The organism is Psychrobacter sp. GW64-MNA-CIBAN-0177, from assembly GCF_040309585.1.
GTDB lineage: Bacteria > Pseudomonadota > Gammaproteobacteria > Pseudomonadales > Moraxellaceae > Psychrobacter > Psychrobacter okhotskensis.
The window spans coordinates 65013-90500 of record NZ_JBEOOY010000009.1 but is presented as its reverse complement, the minus strand read 5'-3'; the positions used below and the strand labels follow the sequence as shown (position 1 = coordinate 90500).

Annotated in this window: 21 protein-coding genes and 1 tRNA gene; 14 read left to right on the top strand and 8 right to left on the bottom strand. The window is 43.7% G+C overall.

Features of this window, described 5'->3' with window-relative positions; genetic code table 11:
* The first annotated feature begins 618 nt into the window (after positions 1-618).
* Complete coding sequence (locus AAEY79_RS07975; protein WP_350587731.1) at positions 619-1368, top strand: DUF4230 domain-containing protein; 750 nt, start codon at positions 619-621, stop codon at positions 1366-1368.
* 221 nt (positions 1369-1589) lie between these two features.
* Positions 1590-1844: a hypothetical protein gene (locus AAEY79_RS07970; protein ID WP_025652163.1), complete on the top strand. Its 255-nt coding sequence runs from the start codon at positions 1590-1592 to the stop codon at positions 1842-1844.
* Between the two features lie 67 nt (positions 1845-1911).
* On the opposite strand, the gene AAEY79_RS07965 is transcribed toward AAEY79_RS07970, so the two are convergent.
* Entirely contained in the window at positions 1912-3543 is a 1632-nt protein-coding gene (locus tag AAEY79_RS07965) for an FAD-binding domain-containing protein (RefSeq protein WP_350587730.1), read from the bottom strand.
* 171 nt (positions 3544-3714) lie between these two features.
* On the opposite strand from AAEY79_RS07965, the gene AAEY79_RS07960 reads away from it, so the two are divergent.
* The 10 genes from AAEY79_RS07960 to AAEY79_RS07915 all read left to right on the top strand — a co-directional run bounded on the left by AAEY79_RS07960 (position 3715) and on the right by AAEY79_RS07915 (position 16221).
* Entirely contained in the window at positions 3715-4386 is a 672-nt protein-coding gene (locus AAEY79_RS07960; RefSeq protein WP_025652165.1) for a phosphoribosylanthranilate isomerase, read from the top strand.
* Between the two features lie 120 nt (positions 4387-4506).
* Positions 4507-5781, top strand: a complete 1275-nt coding sequence (gene trpB, locus AAEY79_RS07955) for a tryptophan synthase subunit beta (RefSeq protein WP_201575537.1) — start codon at positions 4507-4509, stop codon at positions 5779-5781.
* 122 nt (positions 5782-5903) lie between these two features.
* Positions 5904-6656, top strand: coding sequence for a hypothetical protein (locus tag AAEY79_RS07950; protein WP_350587729.1), 753 nt, complete (start codon positions 5904-5906; stop codon positions 6654-6656).
* A gap of 53 nt (positions 6657-6709) precedes the next feature.
* A complete protein-coding gene (gene trpA, locus AAEY79_RS07945; RefSeq protein WP_201617452.1) occupies positions 6710-7534 on the top strand; it encodes a tryptophan synthase subunit alpha in 825 nt (274 codons plus the stop codon).
* A 651-nt stretch (positions 7535-8185) separates the two neighbouring features.
* Entirely contained in the window at positions 8186-9148 is a 963-nt protein-coding gene (gene accD, locus AAEY79_RS07940) for an acetyl-CoA carboxylase, carboxyltransferase subunit beta (protein WP_025652170.1), read from the top strand.
* Between the two features lie 183 nt (positions 9149-9331).
* Positions 9332-10687: a bifunctional tetrahydrofolate synthase/dihydrofolate synthase gene (gene folC / locus AAEY79_RS07935; RefSeq protein ID WP_350587728.1), complete on the top strand. Its 1356-nt coding sequence runs from the start codon at positions 9332-9334 to the stop codon at positions 10685-10687.
* A 400-nt stretch (positions 10688-11087) separates the two neighbouring features.
* A complete protein-coding gene (locus tag AAEY79_RS07930; RefSeq protein WP_025652172.1) occupies positions 11088-12299 on the top strand; it encodes a LysM peptidoglycan-binding domain-containing protein in 1212 nt (403 codons plus the stop codon).
* 302 nt (positions 12300-12601) lie between these two features.
* Positions 12602-13132: a DUF2726 domain-containing protein gene (locus AAEY79_RS07925; RefSeq protein ID WP_350587727.1), complete on the top strand. Its 531-nt coding sequence runs from the start codon at positions 12602-12604 to the stop codon at positions 13130-13132.
* 248 nt (positions 13133-13380) lie between these two features.
* The gene (locus tag AAEY79_RS07920) at positions 13381-14841 is read left to right on the top strand and encodes a hypothetical protein (RefSeq protein WP_350587726.1); all 1461 of its coding nucleotides are present in this window, start codon (positions 13381-13383) and stop codon (positions 14839-14841) included.
* 117 nt (positions 14842-14958) lie between these two features.
* Entirely contained in the window at positions 14959-16221 is a 1263-nt protein-coding gene (locus AAEY79_RS07915; RefSeq protein ID WP_157908401.1) for a DUF5723 family protein, read from the top strand.
* 68 nt (positions 16222-16289) lie between these two features.
* Here AAEY79_RS07915 and AAEY79_RS07910 read toward each other — a convergent pair whose 3' ends face one another.
* The 7 genes from AAEY79_RS07910 to gatC form a co-directional block, all read right to left on the bottom strand.
* Positions 16290-17246, bottom strand: coding sequence for a DUF1853 family protein (locus AAEY79_RS07910; protein WP_350587725.1), 957 nt, complete (start codon positions 17244-17246; stop codon positions 16290-16292).
* A gap of 698 nt (positions 17247-17944) precedes the next feature.
* Positions 17945-18271 carry a hypothetical protein gene (locus AAEY79_RS07905; RefSeq protein ID WP_201575519.1) on the bottom strand — a complete coding sequence of 109 codons (327 nt, stop codon included), beginning with the start codon at positions 18269-18271 and terminating at the stop codon, positions 17945-17947.
* A gap of 260 nt (positions 18272-18531) precedes the next feature.
* A complete protein-coding gene (locus tag AAEY79_RS07900; protein WP_201575517.1) occupies positions 18532-18666 on the bottom strand; it encodes a DUF4102 domain-containing protein in 135 nt (44 codons plus the stop codon).
* A 163-nt stretch (positions 18667-18829) separates the two neighbouring features.
* Positions 18830-18906: transfer RNA gene (locus AAEY79_RS07895), tRNA-Pro, on the bottom strand.
* A gap of 127 nt (positions 18907-19033) precedes the next feature.
* Positions 19034-20566, bottom strand: a complete 1533-nt coding sequence (gene gatB, locus AAEY79_RS07890) for an Asp-tRNA(Asn)/Glu-tRNA(Gln) amidotransferase subunit GatB (RefSeq protein ID WP_201578295.1) — start codon at positions 20564-20566, stop codon at positions 19034-19036.
* Complete coding sequence (gene gatA, locus AAEY79_RS07885; RefSeq protein WP_025652177.1) at positions 20566-22062, bottom strand: Asp-tRNA(Asn)/Glu-tRNA(Gln) amidotransferase subunit GatA; 1497 nt, start codon at positions 22060-22062, stop codon at positions 20566-20568. The genes gatB and gatA overlap by 1 nt, the downstream gene beginning before the upstream one ends.
* A gap of 70 nt (positions 22063-22132) precedes the next feature.
* Positions 22133-22447, bottom strand: coding sequence for an Asp-tRNA(Asn)/Glu-tRNA(Gln) amidotransferase subunit GatC (gatC, locus tag AAEY79_RS07880; RefSeq protein WP_025652178.1), 315 nt, complete (start codon positions 22445-22447; stop codon positions 22133-22135).
* Positions 22448-23278: 831 nt separating this feature from the next.
* Between gatC and AAEY79_RS07875 the strand changes: the two genes are divergently transcribed.
* Together AAEY79_RS07875 and mreC are read left to right on the top strand one after the other, a co-directional pair.
* A complete protein-coding gene (locus tag AAEY79_RS07875; RefSeq protein ID WP_084212307.1) occupies positions 23279-24307 on the top strand; it encodes a rod shape-determining protein in 1029 nt (342 codons plus the stop codon).
* Between the two features lie 271 nt (positions 24308-24578).
* Complete coding sequence (mreC, locus tag AAEY79_RS07870) at positions 24579-25445, top strand: rod shape-determining protein MreC (protein ID WP_025652180.1); 867 nt, start codon at positions 24579-24581, stop codon at positions 25443-25445.
* Positions 25446-25488: the final 43 nt, after the last annotated feature.

Genomic DNA, 25488 nt, shown 5'->3' with positions numbered 1-25488 from the left:
ATGTTGCTGAAAGTCTCAGAACCGCCGCAAGCTTACCTTTATTACTTGGTAATAGGCTAGGACATTGCCTAGCGAAAGAAGGCTTTTACAAAAAGCACTTTAGTAACCACATCCTGCACACAGCAGGGCGTAGTTGTAGTTGATGCATCAATATATCGGGCTATGCAAACACAAATATTCAGACTAAAAGCCTGAAGAATAAATATATGCTGGCATTTTGTTCATGCAATCTGACTATGTTAGGTAAAGTTTGCCTAAGACGCAATGACTTTTTGTTTTTTCAGAGCGAACATCGTAGAAACAGCTCAGTCTCACCTCAATCATCTGATGATTTACTGATTTTAAAGACATTTGTATAAAGATCTCTACTCTTTTTATGTAGGGATATTTGTCAACAATTATGTAGAGGATTGGTAGTTATTACTTGAAGTAATGGTTCAAAAACATCATCTAAGTCACACCATATTTACGGACTCTATTCATAAAAAGCTGATTAAGCGAATGATCAAACACAGTTTCTAGAAGAGGCTTTTATATAAGACGTGTCCATAAATAAAGCTTTTGATAAACACATGATAAAACTCTAACAATAAACGATGAAACCTTAAGGTGGCTTAAATGATCAATCCTGATAAACGTTCTTCTGCCAGCAATAACACCACTGCTCAGCCAGTAAAAAAGCCCATTGCTCTGATGTCGTGGCTGGTATTACTTATTGGTCTGGCCGCCATCGTTTTTGCGATTTATACTGTGCAAAATCTGAATAAAGAGGCGCCAATAGAGACCATTACTCGTGAGGGTGTGGTCACGCAAATCCAGCAGCTCAATCGGCTACAAACGGTCGCCTTTAGTGTAGATACCGTTATCACAAGCGAGCGCCCAGGGAGTTGGATGAAACTTTGGCAAGATGAACAAAAAGGGTTGTTTATCGCCCGCGGCCGCGTAGAAGCAGGGATTGATTTAAGCGCATTGACACCTGAGATGGTACAAGTGGTACAACCTGATATTCAGTCTAATACTAATGTAGGTGAAACAGAGGAGGGCGACGCGAACACGCCAGTCTCAATGATGCCGCAGATTGATATTACTTTGCCACCCTCAGAGATATTTTCGGTTTATCTAGATGATATCGAGATTTATGATTGGCAAACTGGGGCTTTTGGTATGATGCAAGTGGATCCTAAAATCTGGGAGCAAGCACAGAGTATGGCAAAAAAAGAAGTGCTTGAGCGTGCTTGTCGCGGCGATGTCATGAACATGGCACTAAAAAACGCTCAAACGCAGATACAACAGCTGTTTGCGTTGACAGGAGCTGTGGTCACGGTCACCACGCAGGGCGCAGGGGCGTGCCAATTGCCAACGGCTTAATGCTTAGGTTTTATTAATAAAAGGTTTTGGAGAGAGAATGTTTTAGTACGGGTAGTTAAATGAAAACGCTTTAATGAATTGCTACGCCGATTAGCAGATGTTGCTTGAAATTATTGGTAATAAGGTTACTATATTATATAGCAGGACTTATTTATTATTAACGATAGCTTTATAAATGCTGTCGTTAATACTAAGCTTATATAATGTAAGAGGTGGCATATATGACAACTCCTAATAATCAGCCGTCTGCTCATGAGAAGCGCAAATTAACCAAACACCGCAAAGAAACGGAGTCGCTATCTTTTGCGACTTGGGTGCTGCTCATTATAAGCTTTACTTGTCTAGCGTATGCCATTTATACGATTCAGACGCGAATAGTAAAGCCAGCTATCGATACTGGTAACGCTAAGGCGGCACAAAGTAGTTTGGTACAAACTGGCAGTGCGCCGCAAAATAAAGCCAAAGTAAACAGCTAACGCTTTCTTCTCAAACATATCAGCTTTACGACTTTTTTAAACTCATGACTGTTTTTTAATTCAATACTTATTTTTTAAATTCAGTAATCGCCAGTTGCCGTGCCGCTTTGTGTTCGACCATTGGGGCGGGGTAATCTAACCGCCTAAACCTATCGTCTGTGTTGATAGCTTTACGTATCTTGTCTTCGCTATGCAAAATGCTGGCAGGCATATCCTTTAATTCAGGTAACCATTCCTTTATGAATTCCCCATCAGGGTCATGAGTTTTGGCTTGGCTAAAGGGATTCATAATACGGAAGTAGGGCGCAGAGTCCGTACCGGTCGATGCGCTCCATTGCCAGCCGCCATTATTTGAGGCAAAGTCGCCGTCTATCAGTTGCTGCATAAAATAGCGCTCGCCTAAGCGCCAATCAATCAATAAGTCTTTGGTCAAAAACATCGCGGTGACCATGCGTAAGCGATTGTGCATAAAGCCCGTCGCATTTAAGCAACGCATCGCGGCATCGACTAAGGGCACACCCGTCCTGCCCGTACACCACGCATCAAAATCATCCTCATTGTATGACCAATTAATCTTAACATCGGTCTCATTTTTATAAGCTTGATGCTGGATAAGTTCTGGCTTATAGTCTAATACATGGCGATAAAAGTCTCGCCACGCCAGCTCACTGATCCAGCGATTAATGTCTTCATTGTCGCCATCATTACCATGCAATTGTTCTTGTGCTTTAGCCGCTTGTAGGTAGCAAAGTCTGGGACTGATGACCCCAATTGTCAGATACGCTGACAACTGACTGGTGGCATGTAAGCTTGGCACATCGCGGCTCACATCATAGTTATGAATATCATCTGCAACGAATTGATCCAAGCGGTGACAAGCGGCCACTTCCCCAGCAGGATAGGCAGCACGTGCGTTAGTAAGCTGTGCCTCGCTATCAATATGACTGAGCTGGGTATTATTTGCTAATGACTGTTGATAATCCTTAACCACTTTTTGGCTTAATGCTTCTATCGTGTTGGCATTATTGACGGTCTGTTTCGATATTTTTAAAGTAGCGTTATCACTATTGATTGCTAAAGCTTTATGCAGTTGTATGTTGCTAACTTCCAAGGTATGCCGCCATTTTTTATAAAATGGCGTAAATACTTGATACATACTGTCGTCATTGGTAGTGATGCTTTTCGGTGGTAAAATACATTGATCATGCCAGCGTATAAACTCGATGTCACTTTTTGCAAGCAGCTGGCTCAATTGTGCGTCGCGCTCAATCTCATTGCCCTCATATTCATGATTGGCCATGACGCAGCTAATATTATTGGCTGCACATAAGGCGTCTAATGAATCCACACAATCAGAGAAACTATCGCAAACCTGTACATGCAAGGTGATATTTAACTGTTTGTGCAAGTCATTTGCCAATATTGGCAAGGTACGGGCGATATGATCGAGTTGAACCAAGGACATGTCGTGCGTTTGCCATTGCTCAGGGGTGAGGAAGAACACAGCGCTTACTGATGCGTCATTATCACGGGCACGCTCACAAAGCGCTGCTAAAGCGGTGTTGTCATGTAGGCGTAGATCACGGCGAAACCACATCAAATAATGGGCAGAGGTTAGGCTGGTATTATCATCGTTGCTATTATTATTGCCATCGTTGTCATCAATGGTAGTGGTAGTTGCCGACGCAGTGTTAGACATTAAGTATCCTCATATTAATCAATCGCAATCATAAACAAAACTATGAATAAAAGTATGCTAGGATAAGTTTTTGGATGCAATTGATTTACTCATTGAGTAACAAATCCTCATCATTTTATGCTTAATCGCTATGACAGCCAATCTATGGCTGCTGTATTTTAAGGTCACACCATGCACGTGAAGTTTTGCGGGTTTACCGACGTAGCTGATATTCATACTGCCACCCAATTGGGTGTCGATGCGGTCGGCTTGGTATTTTATCCGCCCAGTCCACGTGCTGTGACCATGGAACAAGCCCAAACCTTAAGCATCGCCGTTCCTGCCTTTGTCAGCGTCGTCGCCTTGGTGGTTAATATGTCACACGAAGAGTTGGTTGAACTGGCGAACCATGTTGCATTTGATATCATTCAATTCCACGGTGATGAAAGCCCTGAGCAGTGCCAACAACTGGCAAATGCGGTCAATAAACGCTGGATAAAAGCCTTACGCATCAATGCGGAGAAAGATACCCTTGCTAGCGTAAGCGCGCGTATTGATAGCTTTGCAGCGGCAGGGGCAAGTAGTATTTTGCTCGATGCTTATCATCAGCATAAATATGGTGGTACAGGCGCGCGCTTTGATTGGAGCCTTATTCCTCACCATAGCTCGTTACCGATTGTCTTAGCGGGCGGTCTTGATGCTCAAAACGTCGCTGCGACGACAGAGTTACCCATTTACGCTGTTGATGTCAGCGGTGGTATCGAGGCGGCTAAAGGCAAAAAAGATGCTGCCAAAATGCGCGCCTTTATGAAAGCGGTCAAACGCGATCGATGGCAAAGCGTGACGGTCACTGACGCCATCTAAGCGATTCATAAAGCACCTTTATCCTTGTTTGGTCGTTATTCCGATTTTCTGCTTAAATCTTATTTTTTCGTTCTCCACTATTTATATTAAAAAATACCACTTATTACAGTAGGAATTATCATGAGTCATGTCGCTAACAAAGATTTATCAGCCACGGCACAAGCCGTCAATACTTTTACCAATCCAACTGATGTCCAAGACTTCAATCAGTATCCTGATGCCCGTGGGCACTTTGGTGTGCATGGCGGTCGTTTTGTCTCTGAAACCTTGATGGCAGCACTAGAAGAGCTAGAAGCGTTATACACCAAAGTCAAAGCCGATCCTGCATTCTGGGAAGAGTATCACAACGATTTGGTCAATTATGTCGGTCGTCCAACGCCGCTGTATCATGCCAAGCGTCTCAGTGATGAGATTGGCGGTGCGCAAATTTATTTTAAGCGTGAAGATCTAAACCATACCGGTGCGCATAAAGTAAATAACACCATTGGTCAGGCATTGCTTGCCAAAATGTGTGGTAAAAAACGTATCATCGCTGAGACCGGTGCAGGGCAGCATGGCGTCGCGACGGCAACGATTGCGGCACGCTTAGGACTAGAGTGTATCGTCTATATGGGTGCTGACGATGTCGAGCGTCAAAAGATGAACGTCTATCGTATGCGCTTGCTTGGCGCGACAGTTGTGCCAGTCACTTCTGGCTCACGTACGCTCAAAGACGCAATGAACGAAGCCATGCGTGACTGGGTGACCAATGTGGATAGCACCTATTACATTATCGGTACTGTGGCAGGCCCGCATCCTTATCCGCTGTTGGTTCGTGATTTCCAAGCGATTATCGGTAAAGAAGCACGCATTCAGCATCTAGAAAAAACAGGCAAAATGCCTGATGCCTTGGTTGCGTGTGTTGGCGGTGGCTCAAACGCGATTGGTTTGTTCTTTGACTTCCTAAACGATACTGAAGTTAAGATGTATGGCGTCGAGGCAACAGGCGATGGTATCGAGTCAGGTCGTCATTCAGCACCATTGGCTGCTGGCCGTATCGGTGTGCTACATGGTAACCGTACTTACCTAATGGCAGATGATGATGGTCAGATTCAAGAGACGCATTCTATCTCAGCGGGTCTTGATTATCCTGGTGTCGGCCCAGAGCATAGCTTCCTAAAAGACATGAAGCGTGTTGAGTATGTTGGTTGTACGGATAAAGAGGCGCTAGAAGGCTTCCATGAGGCAACGCGCAAAGAAGGCATCATTCCTGCGCTTGAAACTGCTCATGCCGTCGCTTATGCATTGAAACTGGCGAAAACCATGACACCTGACCAGACGATCGTCGTTAATATGTCAGGTCGCGGTGACAAAGATCTGCATTCAGTGATGAAAGCAGAAGGGATTGAGATGTAGTAAGAATAGAGTGGTTTAGATGGTTGTATAAGAAAGTTTAGCAGCGTATTAACTCGATTAGGTATCATAAATCTCAATACGCTAATTGATAACTATTTTTTAATTATCCATAGTATGCCTTCATGAATTTGAACCGCTTAATACCTAGTAAGCCTAGCCAGTTGGGCAAGTATCCAGACCAAGCGGTGCTAACAGCGCCAGTCACAATAAGTGTGGGTGTGCCTACTGAAAGTGTCAGTTTTTGGCAGAGCTATATTCTCTACTTAATGATGTTTGTAATAATACAAGTTACTATTATTTTATTTTTTATGAGTTGGTGGGCTAGTTTTGAGACAATGAGTCTATATGAATCAATACAAGACATTAAGGTTGTATGGATAATGTGTTGTTTAGGTTTGTTTTTACTATCTTACTGGATATATAGGATCACTAAGAATTCCGCTGTGCCAAATCCATGGATTGCTAAAAAATGGACTTGGAAGCATATCCCCATACTTATAATCGATAAAGACAATATCCAATTGACGTCTCAGTTTTATATAGCTAATAAAAATTTTCAGCACGATAAAGTCATAAATTATGATGACGTTAAAGCATTTTATCTTAACCGAATTCAAGGAAGCACTATTGGTTTTTGGATAGATTACACAGAAATATATAGTAGAAAGATGAAAAACCGAGGGAACAGGGTGCAAGGTCTAATATTTAATAAAAATATTCCACTGTGCGAGAGGTACAATGTTTTAAACGGTCTATACTACATAGAGCAGCGTGAAATTCTAAATATTATGAATACTTTTCATAAGCAAAGAACTGATGATATTAAATATTTGTCGCAGGACAATCCTGATAATTTAATGGATATTGGCTGGTAAGAATACACTTATATAAGCTAAAAATTTATTTAACAAAATTATAAGAGATCACTATGACCCGAATTGAAAGTACCTTTGAAACCTTAAAATCACAAAATAAAAAAGCCCTGATTCCTTATGTTATGGCAGGCGATCCTAATCCGACCACTACGGTAGGTCTGTTGCACGACTTAGTGAAACACGGCGCCGATATGATCGAAGTCGGTTTACCATTCTCTGATCCGATGGCAGATGGCCCAACAGTTGCCTTGGCTGGCGAGCGCGCTTTAGCCGCAGGCACTAGTACTCGTGATGCGCTAAAAATGGTCGAAGAATTTCGTCAGCAAGACACGCAAACACCAATTATTTTAATGGGCTATCTCAATCCAGTTGAAATCATTGGTTATGATAACTTCGTTGCGCTGTGTGAGCAGTCAGGCGTCGATGGCATATTGATGGTTGATTTGCCGCCAGCAGAGGCGGGCAGCTTTACCCAGCATTTGACTGACAACTCGATAAATGAGATTTTCTTATTATCACCGACCACTTTGCCTGAGCGCCGTAAGCAAGTATTAACCCATTGTGGCGGCTATATTTATTACGTTTCGCTAAAAGGCGTCACCGGTTCAGCAACGCTCGATACAAATGATGTAGCGACTCAAGTGCAAGCGATTAAAGCCGAGACCGATTTGCCAGTATGCGTGGGTTTTGGTATTCGTGATGCGGCATCTGCCAAAGCGATTGGTGAGCATGCCGATGGTATTATTGTCGGTAGTGCGTTGGTGCAAAACTTTGCTGATATAGATGCAAGTGATGCGACTGCTGTTGCTGCTGCTCAGCAAAAAATCATGAGTAAAATGGATGAACTACGCGGCGCGTTGGATAGCTTGAGCGCTTAGATTTATATAGTGATTGCCTGATATACCGATCGCTTATAAAAATTATCAGTAGAGTGAGTCGTGGACTTGATTCGCGGAATGAACGTATTTAGCGTCGCTATCCATCCAATATCTATCATTTAACATCTGCCATCAATACTGTATGGGTTTTATGGTCTTAACTTGAGAAATGGTCAATAGCGTAGCCACCTTAATTTACGGTTTATAAAGACTTAGTATTTATGAGCGCTTAGTATTTATGAGCGCTTAGTATTTATAAGCACTTAGTATTTATAAGCACTTAGTATTTATAAACACAAAGTTAAATGACTTTGCTAAATTTAGTTTACGAGTGTAAACTAATATAATTATAATAGTGGTTGTTAAAATAGCATTTATTGATCGTTCTATAGATTGCTTGATATCGATAAGCATAATAGGTATCAATAAGTACAATAGACTGTCATATATGTACCTAAAGATAGATACGTAAAGATAGATACGTAAAGATAGATACGTAAAGATAGATACGTAAAGATAGATACGTAAAGATAGGTACGTAAACGTGTCGCATAACGGCTCATGTTATGCTGGTATTTGACGTTTGGTCTAGACAACCATTAAACTCTCAAGGACAAGGGAATGAGCCAACTTGTCGATAAGCCTTTGATGATGGCAAATAATATGACTGATACAATAACAAAACCTGACATGACTACGCCGAACAATACTGAAAAAACCAATGCCGAGCCGAACGGGAACACCGCTGGGCAATCGTGGTTTAATCGCCCGATACCGGGTATCAAGCAGCAATTGACAGCGCCTTTGACAGCAGTAGAGACTGAGCCGTCAACCAAGTGCAGTAATTGTCATTCGATGATTACTAACACGGCGCTGATTTTTAACTGTTATGTGTGCCCGCACTGCGATCATCATTTACCGATGAGTGCTCGTGAGCGTCTGCATTGGATATTGGATCAAGTAGATGGTGAGCTTGGGCAAGAATTTACGGCAAAAGATCCGCTGAGATTCGTCGATAGTAAGCCATATCCAAAGCGCATGAGTGAAGCGCAAGAAAAAACAGGCGAATCTGAAGCGCTGATTGCTATGTATGGTAAGCTGCGCAATCTTGATGTCGTGGCTTGTGCTTTTGATTTCCGCTTTATGGGTGGCTCGATGGGGTCAGTCGTTGGCGATCGATTTGTACAAGCGGCGGAAAAAGCGCTTGAAGAGAAAAAGCCGTTACTTTGCTTTGCAGCTTCAGGCGGCGCGCGTATGCAAGAAGGACTATTGTCTTTGATGCAAATGGCTCGTACCGCAGCAGCGATTGAACGCTTAAGAATTGCTGGCGTGCCGTATATCGTGGTGCTGACCAACCCTGTTTATGGCGGTGTGACGGCATCGCTCGCGATGCTCGGTGATATTCATCTGGCAGAACCAAAAGCCATGATTGGCTTTGCTGGCAAGCGCGTGATTGAGCAAACAGTTCGTGAGACATTAGAAGAGCCGTTCCAGCGTGCTGAGTTCTTGTTAGAGCATGGCGTGGTCGATGAAGTGGTACATCGTCATCAGCTAATCGATACCATTTATCGCTTGCTAGCGAAATTATGTGGCGTTCCTAATGTTGATGCTTAGCACAGGATAATGAGCATGAGCAGCTGATTCAGTTTATAACTGCTTAGCAGCGTGCTAATATCTCTAAAATATGCAAAACTCTTTAATAGCATTTATCGTTATATGACGGTAAGTGCTATTTTTGGTTTTTAGTTAGCAAATATACAGTCTCTATTTTCATAAAATTAAATATAGGTTTGCGCCATGTCTGATTCTCAAGTTTCTAATTCCACTAGCCCCAATGATAAAGCCAGCATAACGATATGGTTAGATTACATGCAACAGATACACGTATCAGCGATAGATATGGGCTTGTCGCGAGTGTTGCCAGTTGCTGAAGCATTAGGCGTGGTGCAGTCAGCGAAAGACGATGCTTATGTATTTACCGTAGCAGGCACCAATGGTAAAGGCTCGACGACGGCAGTGATTGCACAGATGTGCCTAGCAGCGGGTTACAAGACAGCTCTCTATCAATCACCGCATCTGAGTGCTTTTAACGAGCGTGTACGTATCAATGGCGAAATGGTCAGCGATGAGATACTAATCAACGCTTTTTGCAAAGTAGAAGCGGCGCGATTACAGTGCGCTTTGACGTTGTCGTTTTTTGAGATGACCACATTGGCTGCATTATTGATATTTGCCGAAGCCGACTGTGATGTATGGGTGCTAGAAGTGGGACTCGGTGGTCGCTTAGATGTCGTCAATATTATTGACCCTGATATGGCAGTCATTACCAATATTGGCATCGATCATGTCGATTGGCTTGGTGACAATGTCGAAGATATTGGCCGCGAAAAAGCAGGTATCTTACGCAATGATATGCCTCTGATTTACGGCGCTACCGACATGCCAACCAGTGTGCAGCAGGCTATCGATAAGAATCAGGCGACTTGTTATCAAGTTGGCAAAGACTTCCATTATCGCGAGATCGATGCAATTACTTGGCAATATAGTAATGCTGCTGTTACTCTACAGTTGCCAAGACCAGCACTGTCACTAACCAATACTGCCAATGCCTTATCAGCAGTGCTGGCCAGTTCATTGGCTGTCGATATCGCTGCTATTGAGCAGGCGCTACAGACCGTTAAGCTTGCAGGGCGCTTTGACTATCGAGAGTTAGAGAATCGTCACTGGTTGTTTGATGTGGCACATAATGAGCAAGGCGTTGAGTTTTTATTAGCGCAATTACTACCGCTCTGGCAGCAACATGTGGCGCAGCAAAATAGTGATGAACAAACCAATAGCGCACCTGCAACTATCAAAATGCTCTTTTCTATGCTGGCGGATAAAGATATCGACAAGGTCGTTCAACGTTTGACCGAATCAGGCTTGCCGATTAGCGACTGGTTCATCGCTGAGATTGACTATCCGCGTGCGGCGAGCACCGAGCAGCTGCAACGTATCTTGAGCAACTATGTGGATAGTGCACAAATACATGAATTTAAACGTTTATCAGAAGCGACCGATGCCGTTATAAATGGCAGTCAGGCGCAAGACCTCATTGTCGTTTGTGGTTCGTTCCATACCATTGGTGAGGTATTGGCAGCGTTTGAAGAATGAGAAATTAAGTGAAAATATGACCAGTTTAATGTTAGGGTCTATTGAACATTCAAGTATTAGGACTGCCAGTGCCACATTTGAATGTTCAATAGACCCTTATCTTAACAGCAGCGTGAGAGCAGACAGCATGAAAAATATACTTTATAATCAAAGAGCTTTTGCAAACAAATAGATTTATTATAAGATGCTTTATAAAAGGTATTTTCATAAAAAAGCGTTTTCATAAAAACGTGCTGTTATAAATATGACATAATCTTTGAGAGATGATGGCAGTAACGGGCGGCAGCGGCTAATTATCAAAACTACTTATCAAAACCACTGGTAGGATATTAGCCGATAGGGTTTTAACAATAACCGTGCCGACCAATCAACCTTATTACCAACTAAGAGACGTAAACGGATGAACTTTTCGAGACAAGCCTTATTGGGCATTGGGATGATTATCGGTGGTAGCGTAATGCTATATGCCATGGTGCAACAAATTGGTGACGGTAATAAACCTGAGCCCGTGACCGCGATGGTCGATAAGCCCAGCGCCGAGCAAGCGGCACCGCAGCCACTCACCACTGACATCGACACTGAAAAACGTATCCTAGCGCAAAAGCAAAAAGAACGGGCGGCGCGGGTAGCTGAGCAAGAAAAGCGGGCGCAGCAGTTTTTGACGGAGCAAGAGACTGCGGAGGCGCAAGCCTTGGCAAAATCGCGGGCGGAAAATCAGCAGTATATAGCCAATAGCGCGCCTGCTGCCGAAGATGACAACAGTTCAGCAGCTGCTCAAAATGTGGTTCAACCCTCAAGCGCACAGCCTAGTACCAATAATGAAGCAACTGTCGCTACGAGCGACAATGACAAGCAACAGGCCGCTCAAGCCCAGCAACAAGAAGCCAAAAGACAGGCCGCGCTAAAAGAACAAGCCGCTGCCAAAAAAGAAGCGGAAGCAAAGCGACAGGCTGAAGCCAAACGCCAAGCGGAAGCAAAAAAGCAAGCTGAGGCTCAGACTATGGCTGAGAAAAAGAAACAAGCGGTTGAACAAGCAGCAGAAGCTGCCAAGAATGAACCACCAAAATCGCCTTCTGACTATCAAGTAAAAAGAGGTGATGGGTTGATAAAACTGGCGCGGCAATACAACATGCCTGTAGAAGTCTTAGCACAAGCGAATAATCTTTCGCCATCGACATCGTTACAACTGGGTCAGAGTATTACTATTCCATCGCGTAAGCAGGTAGATCGTTTAGCACGTGAAGCAGCAGCAGCCGAACAGGCTCGTGAAGAGAAGCGTCAAAAAGAAGAGGCGCTCGCCAAGAAGTCGACTGATGCCAAACGTGAAGCGCAGCAGAAACTCAGTGAAGCCCGTAAAGAAGTCAAAGAGACAGACGCTAAAGGTAGCTTTGGGGTACAAGTTGCCCTGGCGAATGACCAAGCCAAAGCCGATGAATTGGCCAAAAAATTCAAGTCAGCAGGCTATCAAGTGAAGACTAGCGCTACCAGTCGTGGCGTCCGAGTCGTCGTCGGTCCTGAACGTGGTAAAGTCGCTGCCTTGGCACTAAAAGACAAAATCAATAGTGATCCCAAGGTAAATACGACGAGCGCTTGGGTACTTTACTGGCGTTAAAATACTAGCGTCCATCTTGCTGTAACTGATCATTATTGCTCAATAATCAACACTCTCTTAATTAGGTTCTTTTTCGTTCTAGCTAATTTTATTCAAACACGACATCTATTGTCGTGTTTTTTGTTTTAGTGTTTGCCCATTGAGGTAGGCTTAGCTACCATGCATACCGTTTATTATTTCTTTCTGTATAACCTGTCAACCTATAAGGGTTGCCCTGTTGTGATAGGCAAATACTGACTTCCTAAAGCTCATAATAGTCACGCTATACCGCCTCTCACGCTCCTACTGTATAAGGTAAAACCATGTCATTTGGCGTTATATTTTTAATGTTGGCCGTTGGATTCTTAGGGCTGATTACGTTACCAAAGCTGTTAGCAAGACGTGAAAGCGCCGAGCCTGATCCAAAGCCAGTACGCGGCGATGAGCTGGCTATTTGGCCATTTGCCCCAATGCCCATTATGACCGATACCGAGGTAATATTTTTTAATAAGTTAAAAAATGCGCTACCAGAATATCATATCTTTGTGCAAGTTCAGCTGTCACGCATCATTGAAGCCAATAGTGATGAGACCTCTGAGCGTAGCTTTTGGTTCAATCGTATTTGCCGTCAAAGTGTGGATTATGTGATCGTTGATGTTGATGCCCAGACCACATTGCTGGCAATCGAGCTGGATGATTGGACGCATAGTAGTAAGGCACGGCAAAAGGCGGACGATAAAAAGGACAAAGCTTTAGCCAGTGCTGGCATTGCTATCGTGCGCTTTCACGCTGAGCGCATGCCAAGCGCAGATATGCTCAGGTACGAGCTGATGCAAGTGATTGAAAATTATTGATAAAGTATCTTTGGCGGACAGTCAAGATTAGTCGCAACAACGGCATTTAATTTTTTGTGTAACATTGCTGTTATATCCGTTTACTTTATAGATAAGTTGTTTAAATAAGAGTATTATTATTTTATTTTAAAGCAAACTTAAGTTTTCTAAACTAAGAGGCGCTTTTTTAAATTAAGGCATTATTTGCTTAATTAGATAAAGATTTTGGTGCTTCTCGTTTTTAAAATCACTCTATAAAGGACTGTGTTATGAAATTTTTTAAATTGAGCGCATTAGCGTTAGCCAGCACGTTAGCGTTAGCAGGCTGTGGTGATGACAACAATAATTCTTCTTCTTCTGGTAATGGTACTAATACGCCAGATGTGCCAGTTAAGCCGCCTGTCGATAATAGTTTGTCTGAGATCGAGCAAGCGAAAGAGATGATTCGTACCGCCAAGCTATTTGTCAGTGACAATAAAGCGGTTACAGATGCTTACGAAGATGTAAGTGATATCCTTACAGAAAAGCAAGATACACGTCTGGGTTATACCTTCGATATCCCAAGTGATCTAAAATACTATATGGAAGAGAATGATATATCACAGCTCACGGCAGCTGATATCTTAGCATTAGCCAATGATGCAAAATTTGAGGTCGCATTAGGCAATATCACTTTAACGCCCGAAAATGGTTTTGTCGCAATGCTAAGTACTGACGGTAAGTTTACCTTGAATGGTACAACCAAAGTAGATGTTGAAGAATACGATTATGTGTATAACCCACAAACAGGTTTGTACGGACCTGTTGTCGTCAATCAAGACAGTTTTAAGGTAGCATTTGATGGCTTTGAAGATGCGTTAAGCTCAAACACCAGTACAGATAACTTTAACGGCAGCTTGGGTTTCAAGAGTATTAACATTGGCACTGGCACTGATATCGTTGCCCTCAGCTCAAATACTAAAGGCGCAACAGTCAGTGGTCAATTCAGTGATAAAGTCATGGTCAATGATGAGTTTGATATCAATGATGCAAATAGAGAAGGCATCACACTAGAAAAGGCGGTCATCAAATTAAGCAGCCTGAAGTTGACGGCTAATGATAGCGTGATTGAAGCAAAAGATTTTGAATTTGCCGCACTGGATGTCAGCAGAAAGCTAGCAGATAACAGTCTGGTGGTTAGAACAATCCCTTATAAGTTTGCTATAACGGGCAAGATGACCAAGCAAAAACCGATGACTGATGTAGAGATTACACTGAACGCGACTGCCAATGACGCTGATATAAAGAAATTTATCATAATCGATGAAGTCGGTGATATCGAAGAAGCCGCCAATAAATACGTAGGTATGGAAATAGTATTGGCGATTAAGGGCAAGGTAACGAAAGAGAGCACAACGACGATTCCACTTGATTTCCAAGCCAATCTTAAACGTACTGCTCGTAATGTTATTGAGCTACAAGGTCTGACTGCTAGCGTAGAGGGTAAGAAGCTATTTGTAACAGGTAAGTCAAGCTTAGATAATAACTATGATGTGGTTAGCACCCAGTTTACCGTTGAGCAAAATAAAGCATCGATCAAGTTAAATGTCGATGCCAATGGTGATTTTATCAAAGATAAAATGGGTAAGCTTGGCGATATCATGGTTAACGGTAAAGACTACGGTGATTTGATGGATAATGATGGCAAAGTTACTGCCAAATTTACTGATGACAGTTTAATTATTCTATAATCAAATCATGTGTCACATCGACTCTCAACCGTTGTTAGTAGCGATTGAGGTATAGCAACAAAAAAAGAGACAGATTACTGTCTCTTTTTTATGCTCTCTAATAAACGTGAGAAATTTATGCCATATAACGTTTCAATTCTCTATGGTTTTTTACCTAAAAGCTTAGCATCGCATTTATACAGCCGTACCAAGTTAATCACTACGCCAGCGATTGCCGCTATGATGATATCCAGCGCTGCGGTTGCTGATAGTGCAGATATACCAGCTGCTGATACGAATTTTTACTTCTACCCCCAAGCGACAGGGTTGCTAGACAGTCAGACCAAACAATCAGACGCACAGATAGAGTGGAGTGTGATGGCAACGGCTCATAGCCCAACACAGCCTATCTCAGCATTTTTAGACGATTGGAGTGCCCCTTTGGACTCGGGTGATCATGCTTATGCCCAAGGTCGGACGTCGCTTGAGATTCGTCCTGCGGGCAGTGCGATTAGCTACGGTCTAGGTTGGCGTTATGATTATTTAATGACGTTTAGCAAAGAGACTGCCGAAGTTTATTGGCAGTATGAAAATAAACAGCCCTCAAGTACCAGTCAAGATTATCCGTTATTTTTGGAAGCCAAGCACAATGAAAGATTCGGTGCTAATATTGGTCTGACGCAGCAGCTCATGCCTAACTGGCAATTGACGACTCGTGCCAATCTCTGGCAAGGACTGCATGCATTAGAAGGTAAGATAGTTGGCGATTTAAGCACCAGAGTGTTGCCAAATAATGAGGTAACAGACATACGAGACAGTTTGGATAAAACCAACGCTTACATCGATTATTACTATGATGAACCGGCTTTAGGGGAGGAAAACCTAGACTGGAACCCCGCGAAACCTTCGGGATATGGTTATTCGCTCGATTTGCAGCTCACAGGTCAGTTGTCTGATAGTACGCAGTTGTCTCTGAGTGGCTACGATATCCTTGGACGTATGCACTGGAAAGACATGCCAAGCACTCGTTATGCATTGGATTATGACGTCAACGGCAGACCTCTCTATACGATTGAAGGGCAGCTTAGCACTGATGATGTCACACAGACATTGCCATGGCGAGTGGAAGGTAGCCTTCAGCATCAGCTAGACAGTCAATGGCAGCTCGGTCTACATGGTCAAGTGAATGACATTCAAGACTTATATCAATTATCCGCAGGCTACCAAACGTCCAACGATGCTTTCCCCATTACGGTGACGGGCTTGATAGAGCCGCAAACGCAAGCATTGGGTCTTGCTGTAGACAGTCGTTATGCTGGCATCAAATTGCTGACCGACAGTCTCGATTCAGAAAAAGCCAAACGCAGTGAGATTAGCTTGTATGGACGCTATGCTTGGTAGCTTCATTGCATTGCATTAATAAAGCAGATGGCTAAAGCGTCAATGTGCATATAATGCGGTGGACGTTACTAAAATTTATCATGCGTTTTGCCGCGCTGTTCAGGATAAATGACGATCGGACTATGACCTTCGAAGTATAGTCCTGTCGTAGGCATAGGCATTGCGTCGTTTGACCAAGCTACCTGCGGCTGTCGTCCATCATAGCAGTCGCGCCTAGTAAACCATTCGATATAATGGGCAGCTCGTAATGCCCTTATATCAAGCGTCGCAAGATTAGTCATATCGGTGTTATCGCACCATTTATGTATAGGAAAGCTTGGCGCTAACCAAGGCGGATAAGTAAAATTACAGGTATTGATTGGCAAAAAGAAGCGTCCTTTAATTATCCCATAACGCTTATCAATTTTAACTTGTCCATGCTTTTCGGTATCTACCCATACGGTACGAAACTGCTTGGTTTGCATATGGGTCATTTTACGCTGTAGATTGTCCTTGGAATTAATCCCAACCCAGTTCTCAGGAGCAAACGGCGCTGATCCCATAAAAAACTTAATGGCCAATTCCCAGTGTTCGGTGAGCTTGTCTTGATGATTGTATAAAATCAAATCTAGCTCACCAGTCGTCTGCTTACCGTTATACAACTGGACGTTACTGGCTAGGGTCTCATACGGATGTAGCTTGCGCGCAAAGCCATCCTCTAGCCAAAATGACAGTAATCCTTCAAAGTGAAAACCCAAGCGATTAGGGCTAGGCCGCTTGAGTAAATAGCGAGTCAGCACCTGATAAGCATTGGTGCTATCAAGTTCTTTTAAACGTGGTTCATACGCCTCAAATTGCGATTGCCAAAAGTTGGCGCTATGTACCTCAACCTCATGCGTATTTTGATGCGACGCGAAGTCCAGCCATTTGGTCAAGACGTTAGGGCAGGCAAGCACATACGCCAAATCACGAACATAAGGTCGTTTGTATGCTTCCCAAGGTGAGTTATATAGCGTGGATAAGGGTTGAGCAATAGGCTCGGACATAGGCTAGACCATCATAATGTTGTAGCATTTACCCTAACTGCTCGCTCTATAAAAGTCTATAGATGACAGGTATCAGCTAGGGTAGTGCTTGATTGTCCGATTACTAAATCATGATATTAATAATATAAAAATTAAGCTGAATATTTGGTGTATTTGATAATAAAGGTATCAGAATAACGATTAAAAACCTTAATACACCAAACGACCATTTTGGTAGTTTGTTGAATATTTTTTGGACTGATGATTTTGTGATGGTTGGAACTTCAGATTTCTCTTAGTGTTCATCTTGCTAGACCAAGTGACTTGGTTGATACGATTTAAATCGTAATTATCCATTATAGTAAACCCAAAAAAGAGCCAACCATTGAAAACAATGATTGGCTTTTCTCTATTACTACTATGTTTGGTCGGAACGGCAGGAAGTAAAGTAAAGGCTGTATGCACTGTAATACATAGGTTTGGTTATTTAATATATTAACGATACCAACAATAATACCAACAATCGTTTTTAATAATGACCTTTTTTGGCTGTTTACTGCTTCACTTACTATTATTTTGTAATTATTTTCACTGTTTGCCGTTTCAACATTTCTCAACACGGTAGGGCGGTGTAATTGTTCACAGCTTCACCAGTAGTGACCGCTGCCTAAGTGATTTTTGTGCGTCCGCAATTCGCACTTACTCCTTCTTAATGGCTATTATTTCCTCCATTCTTTCAGCTCAATCCTCTTTTCTGATTTTGCCCTATCTGCTTTTTCTTCTGCATTGGATTTTGCCCAAGCTGCACGTGCTTTTGCGTACGCTTCTGCTCTAGCTGCTTTTTCTTTTGTCATATCTTTTGTTATATCTTTTATCATATCTTCTACAGTTGCTTCTGCTTCTGCTTTAATTGCTTCTGCACTAGGTTTTGCGCTGGCTTCTTGTGCAATAGCATATCTATTATTGGCATTTGCTACTCCAAAAGTAAAAGCCGTTAAAATTATTACACCTGATAGGAATGTTAATAATTGGTTTAATACTCTCATAATACCTATTACCTTAAAGTTGGTTCAAACACGATCACTATATAATCTATCTAAATCATTAGGCAAGTTTAAAAGTTAAGCATTTTACGATGTGCCCCTAATAATCTATCCATCAGGTTCATATATTCACAAATTATCTTATTGTACGTGGTTCGGTGCATTCTTTTGGGTCGTTCACGCATGCCATGAGCAATCCCTGCTTACCATCACTGCCTATTGCTCTGTCAGGTAATATGTATTGTTTCTCATGCCAGCCTAGTTTATCCACGCATAACGCCCGTATAACGCACCCATAATTGCAGCCCGTTACCGTCACTGTGCTTATCAGGTCGTTTTGTGTCAATAGCAGTGGGGCTAGGCTGTAGCTTATTAATACCTGTGTGGGTTAGGGGCATGGGGTCATCCTTTGTTGGTATTGTCGCTGTTGGTACTGCTCGATACCAACAATAATACCAACATTCTATATGGAACGCCATACACCTATAAGACAGTGAAAACCTGAAAAACGCCCAAAATAAAGGGCAGACGGTCAATGACGGTCTGCCCTAAATCTATGTTTGGTCGGAACGGCAGGATTTGAACCTGCGACCACTACACCCCCAGTGTAGTGCGCTACCAGACTGCGCTACGCCCCGAATGACTGACTATTTTACGCAAAATTAGGCATATTGCAAGGGCTATTTATTTTAGCCAAAATCTATGACCCCAATTTACGTATTACAGTCAGCATAACCTATCGGCAAAACCAATTAGCAATTACCCTTAACCCAGTAGCTCTTTTAAGATTTGGTTTACTTGCTGTGGGTTGGCACTACCGCGACTGGCTTTCATGACTTGTCCGACCAGACCGTTAAAGGCCTTTTCTTTACCGCCACGATACTCATCCACCATGGCTTTATTTTTCGCAATGACCTCTTCAACGATGGCTTTAATAGCGCCTGTATCGGTTTCTTGCTTAAGCCCTTTTTCTTCGATGATTTTGTCAGCTGCATCATCAGTATCGCCGGCTTCACGCTCATAGAGCGCGCTAAAGACTTTCTTAGCCAATTTGCCAGATAGTGTATCGTCTTTGATACGCGCTAGCATACCTGCCAATTGCTTGGCGCTGATAGGAGAGTCGATGATGTCTTTGTCGTCGTCTTTATTTAGCGCACCGAGTAGGTCGCCCATGACCCAGTTACCAGCCATTTTGGCATCTTTCTCACCAATCTCAGCGACGACATCTTCGAAGTAATCGGCAAGCTGACGACTACCCGTCAAAATACGGGCATCATATTCTGATAGACCAAGCGCTTCCTCAAAGCGTGCACGACGGGCAACTGGTAGCTCCGGCATTGCCGCACGAATGCTATCGACAGTATGTTGCTCGATACGCACTGGTAGCAGGTCAGGATCAGGGAAGTAGCGATAGTCGTTGGCATCTTCTTTGGTACGCATGGTACGGGTTTCGTCGCGCTCTGGGTCATAGAGCATCGTTGCTTGCACAACTTTACCACCGTCCTCAATGATGTCGATTTGACGCTCGATTTCACGATTGATGGCGCGTTCGATAAAGCGGAACGAGTTTAAGTTTTTGAGCTCAGTACGCGTGCCCAATTCTGCACCCGGCTTACGAATAGAGACGTTACAGTCACAGCGGAATGAACCTTCTGCCATGACCGCGTCTGAGATACCAAGCCACGTGACCAGCTGGTGAATGGCTTTAATATAGGCCAGTGCTTCATGAGCCGAGCGCATATCAGGCTCAGAGACGATTTCGATTAATGGTGTACCAGCACGGTTCAAATCCACGCCCGTCATGCCATCGACGGCATCGTGTACTGACTTACCAGCGTCTTCTTCTAAATGCGCACGGGTGATGCCCATACGTTTTGGATATTCGTTCTTTTCACCTTCATTGACCACGACATCGATATAGCCTTCGCCAACGATAGGATTGGCCATTTGGGTGATTTGATAGCCTTTCGGTAAGTCAGGATAAAAGTAGTTTTTGCGGTCAAAGGTATTAAATAAACCCAGCTCAGCGTTGACGCCGATACCGAATTTTAGCGCACGATCGACCACGCCAGCATTTAGAACTGGTAGGACACCGGGCAAGCCTAAATCTACGATACTGGCTTGGCTGTTTGGCTCATGACCAAAGTCAGTCGGTGCGCTAGAAAATATCTTACTTTCCGTATTGAGCTGGCAGTGGATTTCAATACCGATGACCACTTCATAACCATCGACGAACAGCTCTTTACGAACCTCATGTTCGCGGGCGGCATTATTATCAGTAGTAGTTGCTGTGTTCATTATACCGTCTCCTTCGCGATGGTAGAGTGTTGCAAATGATGGTCGGTGTGCTGCTGGAATAGATGCGCAGTGGCCAACAGCTTGCTTTCTTGCCAATATTGACCTATTAATTGTAAGCCAACAGGCAAGCCTTCAGACGTCAGACCAACAGGCTGACTGAGCGCTGGTAGACCGGCTAAGTTAACACCGATGGTATAGACATCGCCCAAATACATCGTTGCAGGGTCAAGATCTTCAGCGAGCTTATAAGCAGCGGTTGGTGCCGTTGGGCTGGCGATGACATCACAGTTGGCAAAGGCGTCTTCGAAGTCTTTGACGATTAAGCGACGTATTTTTTGTGCTTTAGTATAATAAGCATCAAAATAACCAGCAGATAGCGCGTAAGTACCGGTCAAGATACGGCGCTGTACTTCAGGGCCAAAGCCTTCAGAGCGTGAGCGCGTATACAGATCGATGAGATCGGTTGGGTTTTCACAGCGATAGCCAAAACGTACACCATCGAAGCGTGACAGGTTTGAAGAGGCTTCAGCAGGGGCGAGCATATAATAAGTCGCCAGCGTGATATCAGGGTCAGTGATATTCACTTCCACAATCGTTGCGCCCAACTCTTCATATTTCTTTAGCGCAGCACGTACGGTGGTTTCTACTTCAGCGTCAAGCCCTTTGCTAAAGTATTCTTTAGCGACACCAATGCGTAGACCAGCAAATGGCTTATCACCAGCAGCAGCTTCTGCGTCATTAAGGTCTTGCACGTAGTTCGGCATATCATGCTTGATAGAAGTTGCATCGCGTGGATCGTGACCAATCATTGGTTGTAATAGATAGGCACAATCTTTAGCGCTACGACCCATGCTACCAGCTTGGTCAAGGCTTGAAGCATAGGCAATCATACCGAAGCGTGACACTCGGCCATAAGTAGGTTTGATACCCGTTAAGCCGCAGAATGAAGCAGGCTGACGAATAGAGCCACCCGTATCACTACCGGTTGCGACAGGGACGAAGCCAGCGGCAACAGCGGCAGCACTACCACCCGATGAGCCACCAGGGACATGGTTAAGGTTCCAAGGGTTGTGCACCGCGCCATAATATGAGCTCTCATTATCCGAGCCCATCGCAAACTCATCCATATTGAGCTTGCCCAAGCTAATCATCCCCGCTTTATCGATGTTTGACACGATAGTGGCGTCATAAGGTGAGACAAAGTTATGTAGCATCTTTGAACCACAAGTGGTCAGCACCCCTTGGGTACAAAAGATATCTTTGTGCGCCATCGGTACACCAAGCAGAGGACGCTTGTCGCCTTGAGCACGCATCTCGTCAGCTGCTTGCGCCTGTGCGCGGGCAGTTTCAGAAGTATTAGTGATAAAGCTGTTGATCTTGCTATCTAAGGCGTTGATGCGCTTGATATAGTGTTCGGTTAATTCCGCGCTGCTAAATTGTTTGTCTTGCAAGCCCGTAATAAGCTGCTGGGTACTCAATAGATGAAGTTCAGACATAAGGTGTCGTCCGTCAAAATGTTAATAGCATTAAATAGAATAAAATAAAGGCAGAAGTAAATAGAATAAATTATTCAATCACTTGTGGTACCAGATACAAGCCGTCTTCAACAGCGGGGGCGACCGATTGGTTGCGCGCGCGGTTGATATCGTGTTTGGCGATATCGGCACGTAAGTCTTGGCAAACTTCATGAATATTTGATAGTGGTTTGACATCAGTCGTATCAACGTTGCTAAGAGTATGCATCAGCTTTAAGACTTTACTGATTTCATCGGCATAGCTATTGGCTGTCGTCTCATCGACACCTAAGCGCGCAAGGCTGGCAACTTCTAGGATTTCTTCACGGCTGACGTTGCTGTCAGACGTTGCTGGTTGCTGTGACATAGTTTCTCCAGTGCAGGACAGTTTTTGTTATAGTCAGAGCACTTTTAAACCGCTAGGGTGTTACCCGCCCTAGATGTACTCAATGTACTATCTGCGGTCGGTCGCCTTGTAGCGATTCTAAAATTCCTTGACTATAGAGTAAATAGGTTCAAAAGTAGCGGTTAAAACGAGCGATTAATAAAGCCGCTAGTAATACCAATTATTAAAATAAAATAGCTATGAAAAGTAACGGTTATAACTAGCTACTAACATTGGTTACTGAAATTGGTTACTAAAACAAGAGTGTGATTATGAGCTTATTATAAAGCATCTGACCCAAGTTTACAGAGCTTGACGCTTGATTGCTGCACAATCTCAACCAAGTCGCGGGCATTTGTACAGACAGCATGATGATAGCCCAGACAATCATGGTAAAATTGACCGTATAGTTATGCAATCATTGGCAATCGCTCACCCGTTACAGTCAGAAATACGTTACAGTAGGCACTCGCTGCTGAGCAAAATTACTATATGCCTGTCGAGCCTTGTTATTGAATTAAATGGTGTTTCATTAAATGCACAGCTATGTGCCGCTATTTCAAACTTTGTAACAACTTTTAGCGTTTAAGACTAAAATCCTGACTTACTGATGCAAATATCTGTGTTTTTTTTGAGCTAAATCGGTATAATTTAGCTCAGTTTTGTCATTGCATCATTATTGCTTAGGTTTGACTTGTCGCGATACCTCACTTTCGCCGTAAGTAATGTCTAACGACGACCTGCTCAACACTGACGAGTAACCCCTCAGTCAATCTCATTCGCCTTATTTGTAAAGCGCTGGATATATTAGTCATGAACCTGTTTGGATTTTTATCAAATAATATCGCAATCGACCTTGGTACTGCGAACACTCTTATTTTCATTCCTGGTAAAGGCGTGGTGCTCGATGAGCCTACGGTGGTCGCGCTACGAAGCAATCGTACCCATAACCCTACCGTCGCTGCAGTTGGCCTCGATGCCAAGCAGATGCTGGGTCGTACCCCTGCCAATATCACGGCGATTCGCCCGCTAAAAGACGGCGTGATTGCTGACTTTGAAGTGACCCAAAAAATGCTTAAGCACTTTATCGGCAAGGTAAAGGCGAAGCGTTTTATGGCACAGCCTAACGTCGTGGTTTGTGTGCCTTGCAAATCAACCCTCGTTGAGCGCAAAGCCATCCGTGAAGCGGTATCATCAGCGGGCGCGAGCAAAGTGCTCTTGCTAGAAGAGCCGATGGCAGCTGCGATTGGTGCCGGCATGCCAGTGCACGAAGCGAGTGGCTCAATGGTGGTTGATATCGGTGGTGGTACGACTGAGATCGCCGTTATTGCGCTATCAGGCTGCGTTTATGCTGAGTCGATTCGTATCGGTGGCGACATATTTGATGAAGCCATTATCACTCACGTACGCCGTACGCATGGTTGTGTGATTGGTGAAACGACGGCTGAACGTATCAAGCAAGAAGTAGGCTCAGCGCTGAACGAAGACAGCCAGCTAGAAGTTGAAGTACGCGGACGTAGCATGGCAGAAGGCGTACCCAAAACCTTTACTGTCAATTCAGAAGAAGTGCAAAAAGCCCTGAGCGATCCACTAAGCGGTATCGTTAGCGCGGTAAAAGCAGCACTTGAGCAAACACCACCTGAGCTATCATCAGATATTGCTGAGCGTGGTATTGTTTTGACTGGTGGCGGTGCGCTATTGCGTGATTTAGACAAACTTATTTCAAGAGAAACTGGTTTGCCAGTGACGGTCGCTGAAGACCCATTGACTTGTGTCAGTCGTGGTGGTGGTATCGCTCTCGACTTTATCAATAATAAAAGCTTAAACATGATTTTTGTTTAAACAGTTTTTATTGTTGATGTTCGTTGTTGATTGTGTCGATATTACTTTTCACTGACTATATTGATGTTCCAATGACCATTAAAACTAGCAGTGAACAGTCGCTGCAACGATAAAAGTAAAAAACGATAAATTAAAGGTAGCCAGTTGTGCTGCCTTTAATCGCATTAATGAATGCCAGCTACAAGCATTGTCCGTAAATGCTGATAACAATGTGATTGTTATCACTAGCGCTGGCTACTGCTCACATTAGAAACCCTTAATTAGATGACTTATGACGCCAAGTATTTTTGCACGCCAGCCACTTGCACTTCGTAAGGCTGCTATTGTATTGATAGTAGCGTTAATACTGATGTGGTTCGATAGCAAAAATCCAGAATGGTTCAATCCAGTGCGCAACACCAGCCACGCCGCTATGCAGCCTATCTATGAGTTGTCCTTATTGCCCAGCTATGCCAAACATTGGGCAAGTGGCAGCTTACAATCAAAAGAAGCGCTACGCCGCGAAAACATGCAGTTAAAGTCACAATTGATCCACGCGCAAGCCAAGCTTCAGCAGCAAGACTATATCTTGGCACAAAATGCGCGCTTACAGGGTATCTTGTCGACCACCAAGCCTGAACAGTTTGAGCTAAATTTGGCACAGGTTATCGGTACCGACACCAACTTACTCCGCCAAATCGTCGTGCTTAATAAAGGTGCGCAAGATGGCGTGCAAGTCGGACAGACAGTCATCGACGAAGACGGTATATTGGGACAGATTATCAATGTCTATCCCAATACCAGTCGCTTACTGCTCATTACTGATGAGCAGCAATCGGTAGCGGTCACGGTCAAGCGTACGGGTCAGCGGGCGATTGTGACCGGTCAAGGCATACCCACCTCGTTAAGTCTTAATTATGTATTCAAAACCTCAGACGTGCGCGTGGGTGACGAGCTGGTTTCTTCAGGTCTAGGCGGGCGTATTCCAGCAGGCTATCGAGTTGGTCGTATCGCTCATATCAAAGATACCCAAGCTGATAATTTTAGAAGTATTGAAGTCACGCCAGCAGCCAACTTTATCGATAATGCGTACGTATTAGTGCTACAAGACAAACTAATAGGCAAAAACAACCTCGGTACTAATGGCAATGGCAGCTGACACTCACATCATACCTAGTGAGCCATTTATGCACTTAGCCACT

Coding starts and splice junctions, on each gene's coding strand:
- AAEY79_RS07900 (WP_201575517.1), bottom strand. CDS start 18,666: ATGCCCCTAACCCACACAGGTATTAATAAGCTACAGCCTAGCCCCACT.
- AAEY79_RS07970 (WP_025652163.1), top strand. CDS start 1,590: ATGACAACTCCTAATAATCAGCCGTCTGCTCATGAGAAGCGCAAATTA.
- accD (WP_025652170.1), top strand. CDS start 8,186: ATGGCAAATAATATGACTGATACAATAACAAAACCTGACATGACTACG.
- gatB (WP_201578295.1), bottom strand. CDS start 20,566: ATGAACACAGCAACTACTACTGATAATAATGCCGCCCGCGAACATGAG.
- trpB (WP_201575537.1), top strand. CDS start 4,507: ATGAGTCATGTCGCTAACAAAGATTTATCAGCCACGGCACAAGCCGTC.
- AAEY79_RS07925 (WP_350587727.1), top strand. CDS start 12,602: ATGTCATTTGGCGTTATATTTTTAATGTTGGCCGTTGGATTCTTAGGG.
- gatC (WP_025652178.1), bottom strand. CDS start 22,447: ATGTCACAGCAACCAGCAACGTCTGACAGCAACGTCAGCCGTGAAGAA.
- AAEY79_RS07965 (WP_350587730.1), bottom strand. CDS start 3,543: ATGTCTAACACTGCGTCGGCAACTACCACTACCATTGATGACAACGAT.
- mreC (WP_025652180.1), top strand. CDS start 24,579: ATGACGCCAAGTATTTTTGCACGCCAGCCACTTGCACTTCGTAAGGCT.
- AAEY79_RS07905 (WP_201575519.1), bottom strand. CDS start 18,271: ATGAGAGTATTAAACCAATTATTAACATTCCTATCAGGTGTAATAATT.
- trpA (WP_201617452.1), top strand. CDS start 6,710: ATGACCCGAATTGAAAGTACCTTTGAAACCTTAAAATCACAAAATAAA.
- folC (WP_350587728.1), top strand. CDS start 9,332: ATGTCTGATTCTCAAGTTTCTAATTCCACTAGCCCCAATGATAAAGCC.
- AAEY79_RS07960 (WP_025652165.1), top strand. CDS start 3,715: ATGCACGTGAAGTTTTGCGGGTTTACCGACGTAGCTGATATTCATACT.
- AAEY79_RS07910 (WP_350587725.1), bottom strand. CDS start 17,246: ATGTCCGAGCCTATTGCTCAACCCTTATCCACGCTATATAACTCACCT.
- gatA (WP_025652177.1), bottom strand. CDS start 22,062: ATGTCTGAACTTCATCTATTGAGTACCCAGCAGCTTATTACGGGCTTG.
- AAEY79_RS07930 (WP_025652172.1), top strand. CDS start 11,088: ATGAACTTTTCGAGACAAGCCTTATTGGGCATTGGGATGATTATCGGT.
- AAEY79_RS07975 (WP_350587731.1), top strand. CDS start 619: ATGATCAATCCTGATAAACGTTCTTCTGCCAGCAATAACACCACTGCT.
- AAEY79_RS07950 (WP_350587729.1), top strand. CDS start 5,904: ATGAATTTGAACCGCTTAATACCTAGTAAGCCTAGCCAGTTGGGCAAG.
- AAEY79_RS07875 (WP_084212307.1), top strand. CDS start 23,279: ATGAACCTGTTTGGATTTTTATCAAATAATATCGCAATCGACCTTGGT.
- AAEY79_RS07915 (WP_157908401.1), top strand. CDS start 14,959: ATGCCATATAACGTTTCAATTCTCTATGGTTTTTTACCTAAAAGCTTA.
- AAEY79_RS07920 (WP_350587726.1), top strand. CDS start 13,381: ATGAAATTTTTTAAATTGAGCGCATTAGCGTTAGCCAGCACGTTAGCG.